This is a genomic window from Fusobacterium sp. (genome assembly GCF_019012925.1).
Taxonomy (GTDB): domain Bacteria; phylum Fusobacteriota; class Fusobacteriia; order Fusobacteriales; family Fusobacteriaceae; genus Fusobacterium_A.
This window is the reverse complement of the sequence record NZ_JAGIRL010000001.1, coordinates 27,666-49,832: the sequence shown is the minus strand read 5'-3', so window position 1 is coordinate 49,832 and position 22,167 is coordinate 27,666. Positions and strand designations below refer to the sequence as shown.

Sequence of the window (22,167 nt, the reverse complement as noted above, 5' to 3'; positions counted from 1 at the left end):
TGCTGTTTCATACTCTATGTGAGCTGTGTTGATAGTTATTCCTCTTTCTCTCTCTTCTGGTGCTACGTCGATGTTTTCAAAGTCAACTCTTTGAGCTAGTCCTAAGTCTGCTAGTACTTTAGAGATAGCTGCTGTTGTAGTTGTCTTTCCGTGGTCAACGTGTCCTATTGTTCCAATATTAACGTGTGGTTTACTTCTTTCGAATTTTTCTTTAGCCATTCTGAATATACCTCCAAATGTTTTTTATAATACTATAATTCATTTTACTACTATTTTACTAAAATTTCCACTTATTTCTTTATTAAACTTATATTTTTATAAAAAAAAATCCACACATCATGCTTTAAACATTTTAGTGTAGTTAATAAATGGTGGTGAGGGAAGGATTCGAACCTTCGAAGGCAGAGCCGGCAGATTTACAGTCTGATCCCTTTGGCCACTCGGGAACCTCACCGATTATTAAATTTTTAGTGGTACCCCGTAGGGGAATCGAACCCCTGTTTCCAGAGTGAAAATCTGATGTCCTTACCACTGAACGAACGGGGCATCTGGTGCCGCTTATCGGAGTCGAACCAATCACCTACTGATTACAAGTCAGTTGCTCTACCAGATGAGCTAAAGCGGCATCTCTTTTTTTCGTCTTGCGTTTCTCACGTCCCGCTGACATATATAATATTACCACATATAATAAAAACTGTCAACACTTTTTTAAAAAAATTTTAAAGTTTTTTTATTTTTTTATTTTAACACCATTTCAACCCAATATTTTCAAGGGTTTTCTAAAAAAATATTTTTTAATTTTTTTTGATTATTTTTCTAATTTATATATTTTTTCCAATTCTTTTTCAGAATATTTTCTTTTTTCTTCCATATTTTTTACCAATTCAGCATTCAATTCTATCTTTTTTTCTAACTCTTTCATCTCACCAACAATCTCTACATTCATTATTCCATTTCTATTATATCTCTCTTTTATTCTCTTCAATGTCTCTTGACTTGCTGGTTTAACCCACATCTCTGTCCCTGGTCTATCCAAAGTATTCAACTGTAACTTGCTGAATTTTATATTTTTTAAAAATTCTATCATCTTTTGAGTATGTTCCTCTGAATCATTTAAACCTTCTATTATAAATGTCTCAACATATATTTTACCACTATACTTTTCGCTCAAATTTTTTAATCCTTCCATCAATTGAGAAACATCACTTTCTACAGAAGGTCTATTTATCTTTTTAAATATTAAATTATCTACACTATTTAATGTTGGAATTATTAAATCCGCATTTTTTATATCTTCTACAACCTTATCATCCTTCAATAACAAACCATTTGTTATTACACAGACTTTCACATCTGTATTTTCCTTTATCCACTCTATAACCTCTCCTATATCCTTACTCAAAGTTGGCTCTCCACTTCCAGAAAAAGTTATATAATCAGGTTTTACACTTTTTAAAACCTCTTGCATCTCATTTTTTATCTCCTCAACATCTTTAAAACTCTCTCTTTTTAGAGTTAATTTTTTTGTAGCCCCGCACTCACAAAAAACACAATTCATATTACAACTCTTAGGAACTACCATATCAACTCCCAAAGAAATACCCAATCTTCTTGAAGGTACAGGTCCAAATACATGTTTAAACATAAAATTCCTCCCAATTATTTATCAAAGAGTACAACGTTGCTGCAAGCTTATAAGGATGATGTCTTACCATACCTTTAGAATCAATCTCTAAAATATCTCTATCCCTAACCTTCAACCCTCTTTTCTTCAACTCATGTTTATCTACTACTACCTTATCACTATTTTGTTTACGATATCTTTTTAATATCTCCTCTGGAATCTCTCTTGTATCAACTACAATCTCCTTTACAATCTTATCTCCTATCACTTCACAGATAGCTTCTATATGATCTACCGCACTATATCCCTCTGTCTCTCCAGGTTGTTGCATTGCATTACATACATATACAACTTTTCCCTTAGTTTTCTCCAAGCTCTCCTTCACACCCTTCAATAACAGATTTGGAATTAGACTTGTGTACAAGCTTCCTATTCCAAAAACTACTAGGTCAGCTTCCTCTAAAACCTTTAAATTTTCCTCTGGGGCAACTCTTTCATTTCTATAGAATACTCTTTTTATTCTCTTTTGAGCAAGTGGTATATTTGACTCCCCTTCAATGATCTCTCCGCTCTCAGTTTCACCATAAAGAACAACTCTTTCCAATGTTGCTGGAAGTATCTTAGCCTTTATATTAAAAAGTTTTCTCAATCTATCTACAGCTACTCCCATATTCCCTGTTATCTCATTCATTGCCATTATAAGCAGATTTCCTAGAGGGTGTGCCCCTATAGAACTCTCCTCTTTAAATCTATATTGAAATACATCCTCTATTATTGGCTCTACATCACTTAACGCTATTAAAACGTTTCTCAAATCTCCAGGTGGTGGTGAATCAAACTCTTTTCTCAAAGCCCCGCTACTTCCACCGTCATCAGCTACAGACACAATAGCTGTCAACTCTACTGGAAGGTATTTCAATCCTCTCAAAACAACAGATATCCCACTTCCGCCACCAATAACTACAACTTTTGGTTTTTTATTCATAACTCCTCCCAGTCAATCTTATCCCTCTATATTATCTCTCGAAATCAATAAAAAATCAAGCAACAAAAAGAGCTGTTACAGCCCTTATTATAACAGCTCTTTTCTATTACCTTACTTCTCTTCAAACTTCAATTCTATGCTACTCTCTTTTATCTCATACTCCATAACTTCCAATGGACGTTGTGTAATCTCAACATCTGTTCCATATACTATAAGCCCTATTCTATTTCCTTTAGGTACAATATGGTTTGTAGGTATCATATCTATCTCACAACTATAAGTTTCTCCTGGAACAATCGCTATCTTCTTCTCTCTTCCTCTTATATTTTGAAGATTCATATGTCCTCTACTGATTATCTTATACTCACTATACTCATCATCTTTTGCAAAGAAAAATCTAGAAACCTCTCCTGTTTTTCTTCCTAGAGTTATACACTCTTCCTCTACAAATTTTTGCTCAGGATTCAATCTTTTCTGTTTTCCATAATCAACTAACATAACACTCAAAAGACCTTTATTTTGCTTACTTACAAAATCTAGTCCAACTTTTATTCCACCAGAGATTATCATATTTTCATCTAAAACCTCTCCTAAGTAGATAGCTCTCTCTTTTCTCTCTTTATCTACATCTAACACTAAGTGCTTCTGCCACTCTTCACTTTTTTTACTCTCTCTATCAAATCCTAGAGCTGTTATATCATCTCTCAATTGAAAACTCTTTTCACTGATCTCTTTTGAATTTAATGAAAGTTTTCCATTTTTATCAATTCTATAGATTTTTTCAATTCCTTTTGAGTTTTTATCAAACTTCAACCATTCATCTTGATCTAAATTACTTTGTACTAAAACATCTGGAACTTTTGTCATCACACCATTGTCCACTTCATATAGCCAGTGACTTATCCACATATTCATAATCTCATTGAAGTCTATACCTTTTAATCTATCTATATATATGTGTTCTCCTTGATGAAGTATCATCTTACTTGGAACACCATATTTTTTCAACTCATTCCATAAGTTATAACATTGATTTGTTTTTACGTTCCAGTCATTTAATCCATGTACAATAAATACTGAAGCTTTTATCTTATCAACATCCAATAGGTAATCTCTCTCTCTCCAATAATCATTGTAATTTCCACTCTCTCTATCAGAGCATCTTCTCATACTTCCAGAGATCTTATCAGCTATCTTTATCTGTTCATCATCAGTTAGCTTTCTACATCTACAATAATCAGTTAGCAAGTCTGCATCATCACCTTGCCAACCTAACGGAGAAGCTGTAACTCCATTCATTCTATAATAATTATACCAACTTGAAATAGCTGCCTCTGGAATAACTGTTTTCAATCCCTCTACTCCTGTAGTTGCTGCAGCAATACACATTGTTCCTAGATAAGATTTTCCAGACATAGCCACTCTTCCAGTACACCATTCAGCTTTTATCTCAATATTATTCTCTTTATCTGTAAAAGCCTTTCTCTTTCCATTCAACCATTCAATTACTGATATTACCCATTTTTTTTCATCTTTAGATCCTGTACAGTTTATTCCTTCTGATCCTTCTGTTCCTACCCCAGCTGAGAAAACAGAAGCTACTCCTCTAGAGTTAAAATACTTATACCATTCAGATATACAATCTAACTCTATCTCTTCAGTAGGTGATACAGTTGCCTCTCCCACACTGATTCTTTTTGGTGGTAACTCTTTTTGTACTGTTTCCTCTCTTTTCTCTTCTTCTTTTATAGTTGGATCTAAATCTCTATCCACATTGTACATTCTCTTTTCATAAACCTCTTCAACACACTTCATCATATATGGATTCGCCACATAGATAGCTGGAACTTTCATCCCTTCAAGAGTCTCTTTAGGTCTTCTAATATATACAGCTACAAGATCTCTCTTCCCATCTCCATCTGTATCTAAATCTGTCTCTACAAATACCTTTTCAAAAATGCACTCTTCATAATCGAATACAGGCTGTATCTTTCCATCAAAAACTAATGGAGTTTTCTCATTTTTACTTATCTTATCAAAAAATCCCTCTCTAGCTAGATACTCACAATTTGTTTCTCCATTTTCTCTCTTCTCTCTTAGAAAATCTATGATCTCAGTTTGAGTAGTTAAATCTCTACACTCCCCAATCTTCTCTTTTAACGTCTCCATATTATTTAAAATAACTTCTATAATTTTCTCCATTACAACACACCCTACCTATTTTGTTTTAACAAGATTATTTTTCTTTAAGTATCTTTTCCAAATCTCAACAAACACAGCTCCTAATAATAACATTACAATTAGATAACCAAAGAAATAACGATAACCTAATGCTCCTGGGAATTTATCCAATATCTTCCCTGCCATTAGAGAGATAAATATCTCTGGTAAATACCCTATTGTAGATATCAATCCTGCTGCTGTTCCTGAGTACTTATCTGGAATAGCCCCCTCTTCCATCATAGCCCAAACAAGACTGTAATTCACATTGTAGAATAGATAGTTTACTATATATAGTATTACAAATAGCCAAATTACTAAAGTAGTTCCACTAAATGGTAAAAATAAGATTCCAGCTGTTCCTAAAGCCATAACTATAAAAGAGATTGATAAAAGATTACTTGTTCCCATCTTATCTCCCAAGAATCCTCCACCTATATTAGATAGCGGTGATACATATCTCTTTACTGCTGCTAATATTGCCGCTGAAGTTACTGTCATTCCCAAAAGTGATGTTCCATATGGTACAAAATAGTATAGTGATAGCGTAAATACATAGTTACAGAAAGTTACTATAGATATTATCCAAACTGCTGGTAATTTGACTACCTTTCCAATATCAGCAAAAGAGATCTTCTCATCACTTTTCATTATCTCATCTTTCATATTAAATTGCACTAGCAGACCACAAAGTACATTTATAACTGAATAAAATATGATAACATATTTCATTCCTAAAATCTCATCAGTTACTAGCCCTTTAACTCCTAGTCTATATACAATAACAGCTACCGATGCTCCCAAAGCAGCTGCTACACCTCTACCACCTTCAAATATTCCAAAAGCTTTTCCCTGTCCCTCTGCATCAGATAACATACGAACAGCCTTTACACAAGCTGGCCAGAAAGCAAATAAAGATGAAAATCCCCAAAATGCATATAGTAAAACTAAAGCAGTAAAACTAATGTTTGGTATCAAGTGAACAAATCCTCCAACACCTGTTCCTACCAAAGATAGTACAAGTATTTTCTTTACAGAAACTCTATCTGCCACATAACCACCAAAAAGATAAGACACCATTCCAAAAACTCCATATATACTTCCAAAAACTCCCATTTGTACATTTGTTAAGTTATAAGCTTTCAAATAAGCGTCATAATAGTCATAACGGAAATATGGTAAACCATAGATTATAGCCCCTCCCACTGCAACTATTAAAATAGCTAACAAATTCTTTTTTAATTTTTCTCCTAATCCAAATTTCTCTAAAAAACGTTCCATTTTTCCTCCTAGATTGCTTTACATTTTATATTATACAAACTTTTATATTTACTAGTCATATACTCGATATAGTATTTAGGATTTATCTCTTCACCAGTTACTCTTAGTAAAATCTCCTCCAAACTATACAAACTTCCATATTTAAATACCCTCTCAGTCAACCAAGTTTTCAGTCTAGAGAACTCTCTTTTCTCAATTATCTCCTCCAGTTTACTCTCCTCTTTTTCAAATTGATTTATAAGCTGTCCCGCTATTATGTCAGCCACTATGTAAATAGGAAAAAATCCAATATAGCCACTCACCCAATGGACATCTTGTAAAACTCCATCACCCTCTTTTGTCAGTTCTATTCCAAGATATTTTCTATACTTCTCTTGAGATCTCTCAAACAACTCTTCAAATTTTAGACTTCCTTGAAATATCTCTTTCTCCAACTCATATCTCAATATTATATGGAAATTGTAGCTCAGCTCATTACTCTCTATTCTAACAGGATTTTTATCCACTCTATTTATCGCTCTATAAAACTCTTCCTCTTCTATATTTTGGAACTCTGGAAAAACTTTTTGTATCTCTTCCAACAAAACGGCACTAAATTTTTTATTTCTTCCTATTCTATTTTCATAAATTTTAGCTATCGCTTCATTCAATACCTGAGAAGGTATCTCCCCTAAGTAGTTTCCAAGTAATTCTCTATCTATCCCCTGCTCATACAACCCCTTTCCACACTCATGCAAAGTATTGTAGACCCCTGTCAATAGATTATCCTTAAAGCTTGTTATCACTCTTACATCATTAGGAGTATTGCTCAAAGTTGTAGGATACTCCCCAATATCTACTCTTCCAAAGTTAAAATCAAAGCCTAGCAAACTCATCAATTCTTTTGAAAGTATCAACTGCCTATTTTCATCTTGAACCTTTAGCTTTAAACTCTCTTCAGCTCTCAACTTAACACTTTGTAAAATTGGTAGTAGCTCCTTTTTCATCTCTGAAATTGCATCCTCAACTCTTTCCAAAGTTATATTCTCTGTATAATATTCCACTAAAGTTTCATATGTTCTACTCTCTTCCCCACGATATTTAGCAAAGCTCTTCAAACAAGAGAATACCTCTTCCAAGCCCTTCTTCACTTTAGAGTAATCATCTAACTCCCTAGCCTTTTTCCACTCCTCTTCAACTTCAGTCAAGAGTTCAACATATCTTCCATACTCCTCTACTGGAATCTTCTGCATATGTTCATACTCTTTTCTTATATTCCTCAAAATAGCTCTCTCTATCTCTGACTTTTCACTTTTGTTTTCCAACTTCTGAAAACCACGTCTAAACTCTATAGAACAGATTTTTTTATAGTAATCTTGAACAAAGTAATTCATAACTTTTTTTCTATACTCTATGGCTCCATTGGGTAAGTTTATCAAGTTATCCCAAGTCATCAATCCATTTAGAGTATATTTGATATATTCTAACTCTTTTAATATCTTTTGAAATTTACTCTCCCGCTTCTCTGCTTCCATTCCCATATACTAACTACTCTCCTTTAATCTTATTAAATCTTGAAAAATTAGTAGCAATTATCAAAGCCCCTACAAAATATAAACCTGCTCCTAAATAGTAACCTAACTTATATCCATTGGGTAGATCAAATAGTATCTTACCTGTAAATTGACCACTTAAAACACCAGCTATTCCAGTTATAAAACTTATTATTCCAGTGTATAGTGGAACCATCTTCTCATTTATAACCTCCACAGCCAAAGAACTATCTATAGGACTTCCCAAGTTCATAATCCCTGTTCTTATAAATAAGGCCACTCCTATTATCCAGATACGACTATCTCCAAACCTATTCCCTTCAGCTACCAAGATCATAAATGGTATAGCCAAAAGTATCGAAAGATATAGTGTCTTTACCTTTCCTATTAGCTTGGCTATGGTATCTGTAAAAAACATAAAGAGTACCACTGCAATATAAGATAGTGAAAGTAGTAGAGATGTTGTTACCTTATCTATATTCAAATATCTATTGAAATAAATTGTATAGTATGGAACAAACAATCCGATTGCAAAGTTATTCAACCCCCAATAGATAAGATACAGTACTGAATATCTATTAAATATCTCTCTTCTTTTATTAAATATATCTTTTACAAAATTTTTATTCCCCTCTCTAATCTCACTGTAATCCTCTCTATTCTCCTTTATAAAAAATAGTGGTATTATTCCTAAAAGAGAGATTATCCCCAAGAGCAGGATCACCCTTCCCATTGAGGTTACATAGAGACTTTTTAATAAACTATCCATCGTATCCAAAGAGTTGGATAAGCCCTTCGCCTCTAGATATGTACGATTTGTTACTCTAGAAAAAAACTCTATCGTTGCATATCCTCCTAAGTATGTGGTCATAAAAAAACCAACATAACCTATATAATAAACTCTTGAAAACCACTTTACCTGTTCAGTTAATTTTGTATACTTATTTATAAAAGGTAACAAGATTAGGTAGTGTAGCTGTATTCCACTCAAAAGCAGAAGTATAAATATCCTTATAAAAAAACCACTCTGTAATAAAAAAGTTCCAAATAGTCCTATACTACAGCTTCCTACTGAAAGAAAAAGAATTTTCTTATAACCTATTTTATTTATAAATGTGATTATAAATGCTGATATAAACATAGAGTATCCATAATATCCCCAAAATGATTTTGCAATATCTATATCTATCTCCTGTAGGTAGTTTATATACACATCATAAACCACTCCACTCACACAATTATTTATAAAATAACTTATGATTATCATATAAATATTCCATCTTCTATCTATATACCTCTCCACCATTTAACAATATCACCTATTTCAATCCCTTTGTTTTTAAGAAGAGTTGCATTGAGTTTGTTTCAAAAACATTTTTCAACTCTCCATCTTCTTGATTTAGATAACTCTCATCTTCCTGTAAAACCTCTTCTAACTCCTCCATTATTGCAAGGAATATCTTAGCTTGATTTTTTAATTTCTGAAGATAAAATTTATTACTTCTCACTGTAGCTTCAGAGATACTCATCTCTTTGGCAATCTCTTTTGTAGTCTTTCTATCCAGCATATTCAGAATCATTTTTTTCTGTGTCTCTGTAACTCCAGTTACCTCTTTATCAAAGCTCAAAAAAGCCTTTATAATACCTTGATGTTCCTTCTCTATATGTAATTCCATAGCTTTCTTAGCTGTAACATAATCATAACCTTCTGTATATATATACCCATCTTCAAACTCCTCTTCACAAAATACACAAGAGTAGATTTTTGTCTTAGCATTGTATGTATATCCATTTTTTAAATCTTCAACCTTCAATTTTTCCATATTCCCACCATTTTCAAACGTTATGTTATATTGTTTAATTACGTTTAAATATTATCATCTTTTATTCTAAAAGTCAATTGTTTGTTTTATTTAACTACTTACTTTGTAAATTATAAACATTTCAAACATCACAATATAGCCATATACATTTTATATATGTATAATATTTTTTTTAATAATATTTTATTTTTCATCCAATATATGATTTTTACAAAAATAAAAAAGCCCCATCTCTGGGGCTTTTTTATCATTTAAATTATAAGTATTTAGCTTCTGTATCTCTTATTAATTTTGCAACTGCCTCTACTTTTGGCATATCCTCTTCAACAAGATTTGCTAATGGAGAACGAACTCCTCCAATCTCTATGTTGTGGTTAATTTTTAAAGTTGCTTTAATTACTCCATACATATTTCCTTTGCAAGAGCATAGAGCTGTAATTATATCGTTTACATCATATTGGATAGCACGAGCTGTTTCGTAATCTCCTTTTTTGAAACAATCTAAAGCTTTAAGGAATAATTTAGGCATTGCACCATAAGTTCCTCCTATTCCTCCCTCTGCTCCTATCATAAATCCACCGATAAACTGCTCATCTGGACCGTTGAATACGATAGAATCTTTTCCGCTTATAGCTTTGAATGTTTGGATATCTTGAATAGGCATTGAAGAGTTTTTAACTCCAATTACTCTAGGATTTTTTAACATTTCTTTATATAATGATGGTGTTAAAGCTACTCCTGCTAATTGTGGAATATTATAAATTATGAAATCTGTATTAGGTGCAGCACTTGAGATATCGTTCCAGTATTTAGCAATTGCATGCTCTGGTAAACGGAAATAGATAGGTGGTATAGCAGCTATTGCATCTACTCCTAAACTCTCTGCATGTGCAGCTAATTCCATACTGTCAGCTGTGTTGTTACAAGCTACGTGAGCTATTACAGTTAATTTTCCTTGTGCTTCTTTCATTATTGTTTCTAAAACTACTTTTCTCTCTTCTTTAGATTGATAAATACACTCTCCAGAAGATCCTCCTACATAAACACCTTTAACTCCCATTTCAACAAAATATCTAGTTAAAGCTTTTACTCCCTCTACGCTAATATTTCCATCTTTGTCATAACAAGCATAAAATGCTGGTATTACTCCATGATACTTCTCTAAATTTCTCATTTTAAACACTCCTTTTTAAATAGCTTTCACTTTTTTACCATATAAATTGTATTATTATAATTATTGTTCACGAGAACATTGTACTAAAAATAAAACAATTTGTCAATATAAAATTCAAAAAAGTTGTTTTTTATTCTTCTATAATAACAAAGAGGAGAGAGGCACACTTCTGCACCTCTCTCCTAATCATATCCTATCTTTTTATCAATTCTAAAGCTACTGGAACATTTGCTGGAACATCTTGTTTTTTAACAATTTTATCAGCTACTTCTATTCCTACAGCTCCTATTTCAGCTGGTTTTTGTGCCACTGTCGCCCCTAATTTTCCAGCTTTAACAGCTGATACAGCGTCATCAGTTGCATCAAATCCCACAACTAATATATCTTTTCCTGTTGCTTCAATAGCTTTTAAAGCTCCTAATGCCATCTCATCATTATGAGCAAACACTGCATTAATTTCAGGTTGAGCCTGTAATATATTCTCCATTACTGTCAATCCTCTTGTTCTATCAAAGTCTGCAGCCTGTTTTGCCACTACTGTCAACTTACCATTTACAGCTTTGTTGAATCCAGCTCCTCTATCTCTAGCAGCTGTTGTTCCAGGTATTCCTTCAAGCTCTACAACTTTTCCTTGACCATTTAACTGTTCTATTATGTAGTTTCCAGCCATCTCTCCACCTAAAACATTATCTGATGCCACATGAGATACTACTTTACCTTTATTTGCCGCTCTATCCAATGTTACAACTGGAACCTTACTTCTATTTGCTGCTCTTACAGAACTAGCTACTGCATCTGAATCTGTAGGATTTATCAATAGAACATCTACTCCTCTTATCAATAGATCTTCTACATTTCCCAACTCTTTAGAAGGGTCATTTTGAGAATCTAAAACTATTAACTCATGTCCTAATTCCTTAGCTTTTGCCTCTGCTCCCTCTTTCAATGTAACAAAGAACGGATTGTTTTGAGTAGATACTACAAGTCCTATTTTTTCTGCATTAGCAACACTTGAAACCACCATAATTAAAGCTGCCATTCCAAATAATTTCATTGTTTTTTTCATTCTCATCACCTCAACATTTATTTATTAGATTTTCTATCTATTAAAACTGCCACTAAAATTACCAAAGCTTTTATCATCATTTGATAGTAAGACGATACATTCAATAGGTTTAAAGCATTTCCTAAAACACCAATTATCAATGCTCCTAATGCTGTCCCTGTGATTCTTCCAACTCCTCCAGCAAGAGATGTTCCTCCTAAAACTACTGCAGCTATAGCATCTAGTTCATAACCACTTCCAGCTGTAGGTTGAGCTGAATATAATCTAGAAGTTAAAATTACTCCTGCAAGAGCTGATAACATACCACATAATCCATATACCCATATCTTTACCTTATCTACATTTATACCTGAAAGCTTTGTAGCTTCTTCATTTCCACCTATAGCATAGGTATATCTTCCAAATTTTGTATGCATCAACAGATAGTACCCAGCTATAAAAAGAACCACCATAATGTAAATAGGAATAGGTATATTAAATATATAACCTCCACCTATATTTTCAAAAAGCATACCACCATCATCTATAGTTATTGGTTTTCCCTCTGTAAATACAAGTGTTGCTCCTCTTAAAAATGTCATTGTTACTAACGTTACTATGAAAGCTTGGAGTTTCATCTTTGCAACTAAAAATCCATTAAAAAATCCAAAAACCAATCCTAAAATCAATGTTATTATTAAAGCAAACACTGGATTTTGACCTGAATTTAAAAGTGATGCCATCACAGCCCCACAAATTGCTAATATAGAACCTACAGATAGATCGATCCCACCAGTCAATATTACCAAAGTCATTCCTATTGCTATTATCGAGTTAATTGAAGTCTGTCTCAATACATTCAACATATTTGCATGAGTTAAAAATCTGGGATTTAATACAGATACTATTATTACAAATATAATAAGTCCTATTAGTGGCTTATTACTCCATATTTTTTTTAACATTCTTTTCCTCCTACTGCACATCTCATTATATTTTCTTGAGTTGCTTCCTCAGCTAAAAACTCTCCAGTAATCTTACCATTATGAATAACTATTATTCTATCACTAAGTCCTATTATCTCTGGCATCTCTGAAGATATCATTATTATGCTCAAGCCCTTTAATTTTAGTTCATTGATAAAGTCATAAATCTCTTTTTTCGCTCCCACATCTACTCCTCTTGTAGGTTCATCTAATATCAAGATTTTAGGATTTGTCAATAAAGCCTTAGCAATAGCTACCTTTTGCTGATTTCCACCACTTAAATTTTTTATTTTTTGCTCCATAGTAGGAGTTTTTATTCTAAATTTTTTAATATACTCCTCTACACTCGATTCCTCTTTCTTATGCTCTAATTTAAAAATATTTGAGAAAAAGTTTAAAGCTGATAGTGTCATGTTATCCTTAACACTCATTCCCAAAACCAATCCGTCACCTTTTCTATCCTCAGATACATAAGCTATTCCACACTCTATTCCAGCTTTGGCTGATTTTATATTCTTTTCTTCTCCGTTTATAAGTACTTTTCCACTATCTTTTCTCAAATGTCCATAGATAGTTTTTGCCAACTCACTTCTTCCAGCTCCCATCAATCCTGATATTCCCAAGATCTCACCCTCGTGCAATGTGAAAGAAATATCATTGACATATCTATTTTTTAAATTTTGTACTTTTAAAACCTCTTTTCCCTTCTCTACTTTTACTCTCGGAAACTGCTCATCAAGGCTTCTTCCTACCATATTTCTAATTATAAACTCTTCATCAATATCCTTTACTTCAGCTTCACAGATAAATTTACCATCTCTCATCACCGTTATATCATCACAGATCTCAGGAATCTCTTTCAGTCTATGAGATATATAGACAATACTTTTTCCCTCAGCAGTAAGTTCTCTAATAACTTTGAACAAGCTCTCTGTTTCACTGTCTGTAAGTGCATCTGTAGGCTCATCCATAACTATTATCTTTGCATTTTGTGAAAGAGCTTTTGCAATCTCTACCATCTGCATCTTTCCAATAGTTAGATCCTTAACTAGAGTATCCTCACTCTCTTTGATATTCAACTTATCTAGGAGCATCTTCGCTTCCCTTTTCATCAGAGATCTATCTATTGTTCCAAATGAATTTACCATCTCTCTACCTAAAAATATATTCTCTGTAATAGATAGCTCTGGAATAAGATTTAACTCTTGATGTATAACTGCTATTCCCTTCTCTTGAGAATCATTTACATTTCTAAAATCAACTTTTGAATTCCCAACATAGAGGCTTCCACTATCCATATTATAGATTCCTGTCATAACTTTTATAAGTGTAGATTTTCCAGCCCCATTCTCTCCCATAAGTGCCATAACTCTACCTTTATATATATTGATACTAGCTCCGTCTAAAGCTTTTACTCCAGGAAATGTTTTTACTATGTCACTCATCTTTAATACAATCTCTTTATTCATAAATTTCTCCTAGAAAACTACTCCTGATTTTAAAATAACATTTGAATATGGAGAACACTCTCCAGTTCTCACTATTGCCTCACTCTCTTTTGTTATTTTCTTAAACTCCTCGTGTTTTACCCAAACTATTTCAGGACTCATATTCGCTCTTTCAAAAGCTTCCATTATATTTTTCAACATCTCAGGATTTTTATCTTTTATCTCTTCAGCTAATACAATCTCTTCCACTTGCATCTCACTCAATATAGGCTCCAAAACACCTATAAAACTAGGTAGTCCAGCTTCTACTGCCAAGTCTATTCTCTTTACATCTCTGGGTATAGGAAGTCCAGCATCACAAAGTGTAATATGAGCTGTATGCCCTATTTTTGATATCTCATATGATAGTTCGCTGTTTAAAAGTCTACTTTTCTTCATTTTTTACCCCCTTAAAATTTTCTACCTCTTCTATTGTTGGTATTGATGTTTGAGCTCCTTTTTTTGTAACTGCTATGGCTGAAACTTTTGTTGCAAACTCTATAGCTTCACTTAAGTTGTTACCTTTTAACTCTCTCACTAGCCCACCTATAAAGCTATCACCAGCTGCTGTTGTATCAACGGCCTTAACTTTATAAGCTGAGTGAAATTCACATACCTCTCTATTTAAATGTAAAGATCCCTTACTTCCCAAAGTCACTATAAGATCTTTCACTCCTAAATTTAATAACTTTTCTCCAGCCTCTTTTATCTCTTCGTGAGTGTCAGTTTTCATTCCTGTCATCAATGCTAACTCACTCTCATTAGGAATTATCAAATCACTATTTCTAATTATATCCTCACTTAATTCTCTAGCTGGTGCAGGATTTAGAATAGTCATTTTCCCAAATTCCTTAGCCTTTTCAAGAGCATAAGCAACTGTCTCAATTGGTATCTCCAGTTGAGCTACCAAAACATCACAATCTCTAATTACATCTAGATGCTCATCTATATACTCTCTATCTACCTCACTATTAGCACCTGCTACAACGAGTATTCTATTCTGTCCATTTTTCTCAACTATTATCTTTGCTATTCCAGTGGCCTTCTCTCCCTCTTTTATATATTCAGTCTTAACACCACTTTTCTTCATAGCTTCTATCAAATCTTTTCCAAAAGAATCTTTCCCAACTTTACCAAGCATAGTTACATCTGTACCCAATTTTCCAATAGCCACTGCCTGATTAGCACCTTTCCCTCCAGGAACTTGAAAAAACTCCTCTCCAAAAAGTGTTTCTCCTCCCTCAGGCACTCTATTACAAATTGTAACCAAGTCCATATTTATACTTCCAACTACAACTATTTTTTTCATATGTCCTCCTTTACTTTTCTAAAACTGGTTCTATATACACTTTTTTACTCTTCTCTTTTGAAATAAAGAGTTCACAAATCTCCTCTCCCATTTTTTTCAACGGAATGGAACAAGCTACAACCTCTCTATCTAGGAGATCAAAAAAATCTACTCTTTCAAAACATGCTAACTGTATCTCTCTTCTCTCCTCTTTCAAAGCTTTCAACACTCCATACAACATCAAACTATTAGATGAAAATACAGCAGTTACAGATGTTGGCAAGAGTCTTTTTCCCATCTCATATCCGCTTTCAAAAAGATAATCCCCTTCATAGATATTCTCCTCTTTAAACTCTATTCCCATATCCTTATGAGCTTCAATATACCCTTTCAACCTCTCTCTAGCATTTAAAAAATCTAAATTTCCTGTTATCAATGCTATCTCTCGGTGTCCTCTTTCTAATAGTTCTTTCGTAATTTTATAAGCTCCAATATAGTTATCTAAAAAAACTCCAGCCACCTTAGAATACTCAAAATCCCTATCTAAAAGATACACTGGTATTCTCTGTCTCAATAGAGAAGCTAAGGGATTTTCCTCATACTCTCCAGCTATAAGTATAGCTATTACCCCTGCTATTCTATGTCCTAAAATATTCTTTATAGCTTCTTTCTCCTGCTCTAAATTTTCAGTTGTATTATATAAAGCTATCTGATATCCATATCTATTAAAATTTTTACAAATATAGTTTATAAGAGTTGCAAAAAATGGGTTACTGATATTAGGAACAAGCAGAGCTATAGTCCTGTTTTCCATTTTTGATAGATTTTGAGCTATTACATTAGGAGTATAATTTTTCTTCTTAATAAACTCCTCCACTCTCTTTTTTGTCTGCTCATTTACATTACTATGTCCATTTACTACTCTTGAAACAGTGGCTACTGATAGCCCTAATTCTCTTGCAATATCTTTCATTTTCATATTATCACCACTCTATGTAACCGTTTACAATTAAATAATAACTTGTAAATTGTTTTTTGTCAATACTTTTTGTCTTATTTTTAAATAGTGTACACTATTTATGAAATAAAAAAAGTAGAGTGTTTTATTCTCTACTTCTATCTACATATCTATAATTCTACATCTTAGCTTTTTATTTTTCTTTGAGATAAAAAAGCAGGAGAACCTGCCAGAGTCCTCCCACAAAAAACATTAATAAACGTTTTTAGATAGAATTAACAATAAAACTATCATAACTAGAAAAAATATAAGCTTTCTCACTTGTCCACCTCCTTTCTCGAAGTGAATAGCGAAGAAAGAAGAGCAATTTATTGTATCATTGAATTTCTTAAAAATCTATGCTATAATTAAATTAACTAGAAAAATATAAGTAAAAAAGAGCAAAAAGAGAGGTATGCCAGTATCTCTCTTTTTAATTTTTTTACCAACACCATTTGATAAAGAGCCCCAAAAACAAGTGGAAATGAAAAAAACAGTTCCGAAGAACTGTTATTTACATATGGAGGCGACGACCAGATTTGAACTGGTGAGTGGAGATTTTGCAGACCTCTGCCTTACCGCTTGGCGACGTCGCCATATTTATTTAAAAGTCAGTAGTGGTGCCCAAAGGCGGAATCGAACCACCGACACGGGGATTTTCAGTCCCCTGCTCTACCGACTGAGCTATCTGGGCAAGAATAATGGCGGGAGTGACGAGGGTCGAACTCGCGACCTCATGCGTGACAGGCATGCGCTCTAACCAACTGAGCTACACCCCCATTAATGGTGGTCTCAACAGGACTTGAACCTGTGACCCCCTGCTTGTAAGGCAGGTGCTCTCCCAACTGAGCTATGAGACCATTTTCTTTACCGTGCTTGTATATAATATACTATTTTATAAAATAAAGCAATTTAGATTATATCGTTTTATTCAATTTTATTTTATATTATATGAAATTATTTTAAAATATACTATTTTTTTATATTTTATATAATTTTATAAAATTTTAATTTAGATATAAAATATTTCGTTTTTTATTTGACATACAAAATATTTTCTTTTATAATTATTCTTAACATGAAATATTTTACTGGAGGAAATTATGAAAAAAATCTTACTCTTAACACTAATAATAAGTGCTATTTCTTATGCTGAAAATCAAGCCATTAAGCTTAACAAAACCTATATTAAATCTCAAAATGGATTTGAAGAAACATTGCAAAATACACCTAAAAATATACAGGTGATTACCCAAAAAGATATTGAAGAAAAAAACTATAAAGATGTTTTTGAAATTTTAGAAAATTCTCCTTTAATTACTGTTCAAAATAATGCTATTGGACAGACTATAGAGATGAGGGGAAGTGGATTAAACTCAAAAGGAACAGTTCAAGTTATGGTTGATGGAATGAGTTTAAACCCTGTTGATTTAAATCATGGAATACTTCCATTAAATAGTATTCCTGTTTCAAATATTGAAAAAGTTGAAATTCTACCAGGAGGAAATGGAGTTCTTTTTGGTGATGGTGCAACAGGTGGAGTTATTAACATAATAACTAAGAATACTATTGATAAAAACGAATCATATATCGGTGCAAGATATGGCAGTCATAATGAAAAAGTATTTAAGGCTGGAACAGCTACAAAGGTTAATGATAATTTAGCTCTTATAGTAAACTATCAAAATGAAAACAGTAAAACAAATAGAGATGGTGAAGTCAATAAAAACTATAATATTGATGTTACAGGAATTATAAAAATAGATGATAAATCAGATTTATCTTTAAGATATGCTCATTATGAAAAAGATATGAAAAGTGCTGACCTTTTAACAAGAGATGAGTGGAAAAAAGATGCTAGTCAATCAGGTGTTGATTTTACAGGGGATAAACTTTCAAGTAAAAAACTTCCAAACACTTTTGATATATTATCTAAAAATGAGATAAAAAGAGATGATATATCAGCAAGTTATAAAAGAAAACTTACTGATAACTTAGAATTTAACCTTAATGCAAATTGGCAAAAAACAAGTAATAAGGCTACTCAAAAGGCAGAAACACAAGCCTTTTTTGATGAACATATGAGTATGATGTCATATTATGCTGACTATAATGGAACTTTTACAGAGGAAAAATTTAAACTTAACCCATCTTTAAAATATAATTATGATAAAAATAGTTACTTTATTCTAGGATATGACTATAAACTTCAAAGCTCTAAAAGAGATTTTGATAATTTTATGGATATGTATAAACTATATAATCTTGATAGTGAAAAAGAAAGTCATGGTGCATATGTATTCAATAAGACTGCAGTAGGTAATTTAGAATTTATCCAAGGATATAGAAGAGAGTGGACAAAGTTTGATACAATAAAAAATTCTCACTATCATCATAAGGTAGCGCCATCATTTGCAAATAAACCACCAATTATAAATAATGGATATGTTGGCAAATTTGAAACAAGTAATATTAAAAAATCAATGGTAAATGACAGTTATGAGTTAGCAGTAAACTATATCTATTCAGATACAGGAAATATTTATACTAGATTTGAAAAAAGTTTTAGAACTCCTGCTCCAACAGAATTCCAAGATAAAAACCCTAAAACAGGATATAAAATAAATAATCTTGATGCTGAAACTAATCAAACTTTTGAAATTGGTTTAAAAGATTATCTTTTAGGTTCAGTAGTTCAACTTAATGCTTTTGCTGGAAGAACTAAGGGAGAAATATATTACAATGAAATTAGTCATGGAAAAGAGTGGAAGTATCACAACCTTGATGAAACAGAAAGAAAAGGGATAGAGCTTAATTTAACTCAAGAATATGGAAAATTATTCTTCTTTGAGGGATTCTCATATGTTGATGCTAAGATATCAAAGGATAAGAATAAAGGAATAGAGGGTAATTATGTTCCTTATGCTTCTAAACTAAATGCTAATATTGGAAGTGGAATAAATTGGACAGATAAATTTAATACTATCTTTACTTTCAATTATAAAGATGGATATTATCTTGATAGAGAAAATAATCACAAAACTAGAAGTAATATCACTCTTGATTTAACAGCAAATTATGTTATGGATAATGGCTTAAAATTATATGGTGGAATTAATAATTTACTGAATAGACAAAACTTTGAACAAGAAGCTTTAGAAAAAGGTGTAAGAGTTTATGACCCTGCTTCTGAAAGATCATACTATGCAGGATTTGAATATAGATTCTAATATAATTTCAAATATAAATATAAAAAAACTATAGAATTTATCTATAGTTTTTTTATATTTCAACAGTCTCTATCCCATATCTTTTTATCTTATTATACAATGCATTTCTACTTATTCCTAAAGCAGCAGCTATTTTAGTCATATTTCCATTATATACTCTCAATGCTTTTTTTATCTCCTGTTTCTCTAATTCAACAATTGACATAACTCTTTCCTCTTCTACTTTTTCAATTACCTTTGTCTTATTATCAAAGTTTATTCTATTTCCTAAATTATCGTGTGTCATACAATGGCATTCATCAAAATTGATATCATAAGTACTTATACCGTCTAAAGCTACAAAATTTTCTACAAAATTCTCCAACTCTCTTATGTTTCCCGGCCAACAATACGATATAACTTTTTGAAAAAGCATAGGTGAAAGTTTCGGAATAGGTTTATTCATTTCAATACTTTTCTCTTTTAAAAGGTAGTCTAAAAATATAGGAATATCTCCTATTCTCTCTTTTAAAGGTGGGAGTTGAATATTGAAAGCTGTTAATCTATAGTATAGATCCTTCCTAAATCTTCCCTCTTGAACAGCCTTTTTTAAATCCTTATTTGTTGCAGCTATTATTCTTACATCAACTCTATTACATTTTTTTGATCCTATCTTTGTCACACACTTATCCTGAAGAACTCTCAAAAGAGAGACCTGCATAGACAGTGGCATCTCTCCTATCTCATCTAGAAATATTGTTCCTCCATTTGCCAACTCAAATTTCCCTGTATACCCCTGTTTATTTGCCCCTGTAAAGGCTCCTGCCTCATAACCAAAAAGTTCACTCTCTATCAAATCTCTAGGTATCGCTCCACAATTTAATGGAATAAATGGATAATCTCTCCTTGAACTACTATTATGAATAGATCTTGCAAAAAACTCCTTTCCTGTTCCACTCTCACCAGTAATCAATAAGTTCATATTGTTATCTGCTACTTTTTTACACTCCTCTATTATCTTTTTTATCTCTTTACTCTCTCCGATAACATTCTCAAATGAGTATTCCTCTTTTGAATCATAGTATTTTCTACCCTTACTTGAAAAAGATTTAAAAAACTCCTGCTCCTTAAAAAGAATTAGATTGTTCTCTTTTTGAGGAAAAAGCATAATAAATATACCATTGTAGTTTTTACTCAAGATTTTAAAATCCCCTTTTAGTATCTCTTTTCTATCTAATTCTGAAAATATATCAAAAATATTGGTATAATTTTTATTAAAATACCTATCTCCATACTCATTTATATACTCAATATCTCCCTCTTTAGAGTATACTGCTACCCCTATTCCGATCTTATCTAGAATCTCCCACGAAATCATTAAAACTTTCCCCTCCCTTTTATCTGTCATTATAAATGACACTGTAATTATTATTTACATTAATTATATAACAAAAAATGACATATTTCTAATTTTATTTTTATTTTCTTAATAACAGTGCAATTTTTCACTATTAAAACACTTGGCATAGATATTGCTTGTTATTATGTTAAAATTTTAAATTTAAATATTTTATAAAAAGGAGTTTTTTAATGAACAATAGGACGAAGGGTATTTTATTAGGAATCACTGTTGGTTTAGCTTGGGGACTTGACTCTATTTTGATGGGTGCTGTTGGAGTCACGCCGTTAGTTTCTGCATTTTTTCACGATAGTTTTGCTTTTTTCTGGATCGGACTTACTTTACTTTTCTCAAAGCAACTTTATGGAAGTTTTCAATTATTAAAAACAAAAAAAGGAAAAGCTACTGCTGTAGCTGCATTAGTTGGTGCTCCTGTGGGTATGAGTGCCTATCTACTAGCTATTAAATATGCTACTGCTCCATATGCTTCTAGTATATCAGTTATCTATCCTGGTGTTGGAGCTTTATTATCATATTTTTTACTTAAAGAGAAGCTTTCTAAAAGAGCTGTTCTTGGTATTTTTATCAGTCTTTTAGGATCTTTTATGTTAGGATTTAAACCTACTGGAGATATACCAGCTACATTTGGTACAGGTATATTATTTGCTCTTTTAGCTGTATTAGGTTGGGCATCTGAAGGGGTTATTATTGGTTTTGCTATGAAACATATAAAAGATGAGGATCATATTCAAGCTGCTCCTCAACAATTTCTTTGTTTAAGATATTTCATATCTATGGTTGTCTATGGTTTCTTAGTTTTACCACTTTCTGGAGAGATTTATACTGCTCTTGAAGTTGTAAAAACTGGTGTTTTCTTGAAATTTGCTGGAATTGCTATCTTTGGAGCTATCACTTATCTATGTTGGTATAAAGCAGTTGATCTGATTGGAGCTGCTATGGGTACTGCTCTTAACTCTACTGCTGCACTTTGGACAATAGTATTTAGTATAGTTTTATTTGGAGCACCTGCAAATTCACACTTAATTATCTGGGGATTGGTAATTGTTGCTGGAGTATTCATCTTTGCAATAGAACCTAAAAAATCAAAATAGGAGGA

The 22,167-nt window shown here is 32.3% G+C and carries 18 protein-coding genes and 7 tRNA genes; 2 read left to right on the top strand and 23 right to left on the bottom strand.

The features are described from left to right. The 22 genes from QZ286_RS00260 to QZ286_RS00155 form a co-directional block, all read right to left on the bottom strand. On the bottom strand, nucleotides 1-219 hold a 219-nt coding region (locus QZ286_RS00260; protein ID WP_291254972.1), incomplete at its 3' end, for a GTP-binding protein. Nucleotides 220-369: 150 nt separating this feature from the next. Further along, nucleotides 370-454, bottom strand: a tRNA-Tyr gene (locus tag QZ286_RS00255). 17 nt (nucleotides 455-471) lie between these two features. Further along, nucleotides 472-546, bottom strand: a tRNA-Glu gene (locus QZ286_RS00250). Nucleotides 547-549: 3 nt separating this feature from the next. Beyond that, nucleotides 550-625: transfer RNA gene (locus tag QZ286_RS00245), tRNA-Thr, on the bottom strand. A gap of 183 nt (nucleotides 626-808) precedes the next feature. Next, nucleotides 809-1,645 (bottom strand): radical SAM protein, encoded by an 837-nt coding sequence (locus QZ286_RS00240; protein ID WP_291254971.1) that lies wholly within the window; start codon nucleotides 1,643-1,645, stop codon nucleotides 809-811. Next, a complete protein-coding gene (gene yvcK / locus QZ286_RS00235) occupies nucleotides 1,638-2,609 on the bottom strand; it encodes a uridine diphosphate-N-acetylglucosamine-binding protein YvcK (protein ID WP_291254970.1) in 972 nt (323 codons plus the stop codon). The genes QZ286_RS00240 and yvcK overlap by 8 nt, the downstream gene beginning before the upstream one ends. Nucleotides 2,610-2,720: 111 nt before the next feature. Then, complete coding sequence (locus tag QZ286_RS00230; protein ID WP_291254969.1) at nucleotides 2,721-4,811, bottom strand: Xaa-Pro dipeptidyl-peptidase; 2,091 nt, start codon at nucleotides 4,809-4,811, stop codon at nucleotides 2,721-2,723. Between the two features lie 15 nt (nucleotides 4,812-4,826). Further along, a complete protein-coding gene (locus QZ286_RS00225; protein WP_291254968.1) occupies nucleotides 4,827-6,110 on the bottom strand; it encodes a nitrate/nitrite transporter in 1,284 nt (427 codons plus the stop codon). Between the two features lie 8 nt (nucleotides 6,111-6,118). Beyond that, nucleotides 6,119-7,630: a hypothetical protein gene (locus tag QZ286_RS00220; protein ID WP_291254967.1), complete on the bottom strand. Its 1,512-nt coding sequence runs from the start codon at nucleotides 7,628-7,630 to the stop codon at nucleotides 6,119-6,121. A gap of 7 nt (nucleotides 7,631-7,637) precedes the next feature. Next, on the bottom strand, nucleotides 7,638-8,909 hold the full coding sequence (locus QZ286_RS00215) for an MFS transporter (protein WP_291254966.1): 1,272 nt from the start codon (nucleotides 8,907-8,909) through the stop codon (nucleotides 7,638-7,640). Nucleotides 8,910-8,961: 52 nt separating this feature from the next. After that, on the bottom strand, nucleotides 8,962-9,465 hold the full coding sequence (locus tag QZ286_RS00210) for a hypothetical protein (RefSeq protein ID WP_291254965.1): 504 nt from the start codon (nucleotides 9,463-9,465) through the stop codon (nucleotides 8,962-8,964). A 256-nt stretch (nucleotides 9,466-9,721) separates the two neighbouring features. Next, on the bottom strand, nucleotides 9,722-10,639 hold the full coding sequence (locus tag QZ286_RS00205) for a dihydrodipicolinate synthase family protein (RefSeq protein WP_291254964.1): 918 nt from the start codon (nucleotides 10,637-10,639) through the stop codon (nucleotides 9,722-9,724). 193 nt (nucleotides 10,640-10,832) lie between these two features. Then, complete coding sequence (rbsB, locus tag QZ286_RS00200) at nucleotides 10,833-11,705, bottom strand: ribose ABC transporter substrate-binding protein RbsB (protein WP_291254963.1); 873 nt, start codon at nucleotides 11,703-11,705, stop codon at nucleotides 10,833-10,835. A 17-nt stretch (nucleotides 11,706-11,722) separates the two neighbouring features. Beyond that, a complete protein-coding gene (gene rbsC, locus QZ286_RS00195; RefSeq protein WP_291254962.1) occupies nucleotides 11,723-12,649 on the bottom strand; it encodes a ribose ABC transporter permease in 927 nt (308 codons plus the stop codon). Then, nucleotides 12,643-14,139 carry a ribose ABC transporter ATP-binding protein RbsA gene (gene rbsA, locus QZ286_RS00190; RefSeq protein ID WP_291254961.1) on the bottom strand — a complete coding sequence of 499 codons (1,497 nt, stop codon included), beginning with the start codon at nucleotides 14,137-14,139 and terminating at the stop codon, nucleotides 12,643-12,645. The genes rbsC and rbsA overlap by 7 nt, the downstream gene beginning before the upstream one ends. A 9-nt stretch (nucleotides 14,140-14,148) precedes the next feature. After that, a complete protein-coding gene (gene rbsD, locus QZ286_RS00185; protein ID WP_291254960.1) occupies nucleotides 14,149-14,556 on the bottom strand; it encodes a D-ribose pyranase in 408 nt (135 codons plus the stop codon). Continuing rightward, the gene (gene rbsK, locus QZ286_RS00180; RefSeq protein ID WP_291254959.1) at nucleotides 14,543-15,466 is read right to left on the bottom strand and encodes a ribokinase; all 924 of its coding nucleotides are present in this window, start codon (nucleotides 15,464-15,466) and stop codon (nucleotides 14,543-14,545) included. Before rbsK ends, rbsD begins: the two co-directional genes overlap by 14 nt. Nucleotides 15,467-15,476: 10 nt before the next feature. Continuing rightward, on the bottom strand, nucleotides 15,477-16,424 hold the full coding sequence (locus QZ286_RS00175) for a LacI family DNA-binding transcriptional regulator (protein ID WP_291254958.1): 948 nt from the start codon (nucleotides 16,422-16,424) through the stop codon (nucleotides 15,477-15,479). Nucleotides 16,425-16,963: 539 nt separating this feature from the next. Beyond that, nucleotides 16,964-17,038 (bottom strand) — tRNA-Cys (locus QZ286_RS00170). A gap of 22 nt (nucleotides 17,039-17,060) precedes the next feature. Beyond that, nucleotides 17,061-17,136 (bottom strand) — tRNA-Phe (locus QZ286_RS00165). A gap of 8 nt (nucleotides 17,137-17,144) precedes the next feature. Beyond that, nucleotides 17,145-17,221 (bottom strand) — tRNA-Asp (locus QZ286_RS00160). 5 nt (nucleotides 17,222-17,226) lie between these two features. Next, nucleotides 17,227-17,302: transfer RNA gene (locus QZ286_RS00155), tRNA-Val, on the bottom strand. 243 nt (nucleotides 17,303-17,545) lie between these two features. On the opposite strand from QZ286_RS00155, the gene QZ286_RS00150 reads away from it, so the two are divergent. Continuing rightward, a complete protein-coding gene (locus QZ286_RS00150; protein WP_291254957.1) occupies nucleotides 17,546-19,672 on the top strand; it encodes a TonB-dependent receptor in 2,127 nt (708 codons plus the stop codon). Between the two features lie 52 nt (nucleotides 19,673-19,724). On the opposite strand, the gene QZ286_RS00145 is transcribed toward QZ286_RS00150, so the two are convergent. Next, nucleotides 19,725-21,029: a sigma 54-interacting transcriptional regulator gene (locus QZ286_RS00145; RefSeq protein ID WP_291254956.1), complete on the bottom strand. Its 1,305-nt coding sequence runs from the start codon at nucleotides 21,027-21,029 to the stop codon at nucleotides 19,725-19,727. A 212-nt stretch (nucleotides 21,030-21,241) separates the two neighbouring features. Here QZ286_RS00145 and QZ286_RS00140 point away from each other — a divergent pair, with 212 nt between their 5' ends. After that, entirely contained in the window at nucleotides 21,242-22,162 is a 921-nt protein-coding gene (locus QZ286_RS00140; protein WP_291254955.1) for a DMT family transporter, read from the top strand. Nucleotides 22,163-22,167 lie beyond the last annotated feature (5 nt).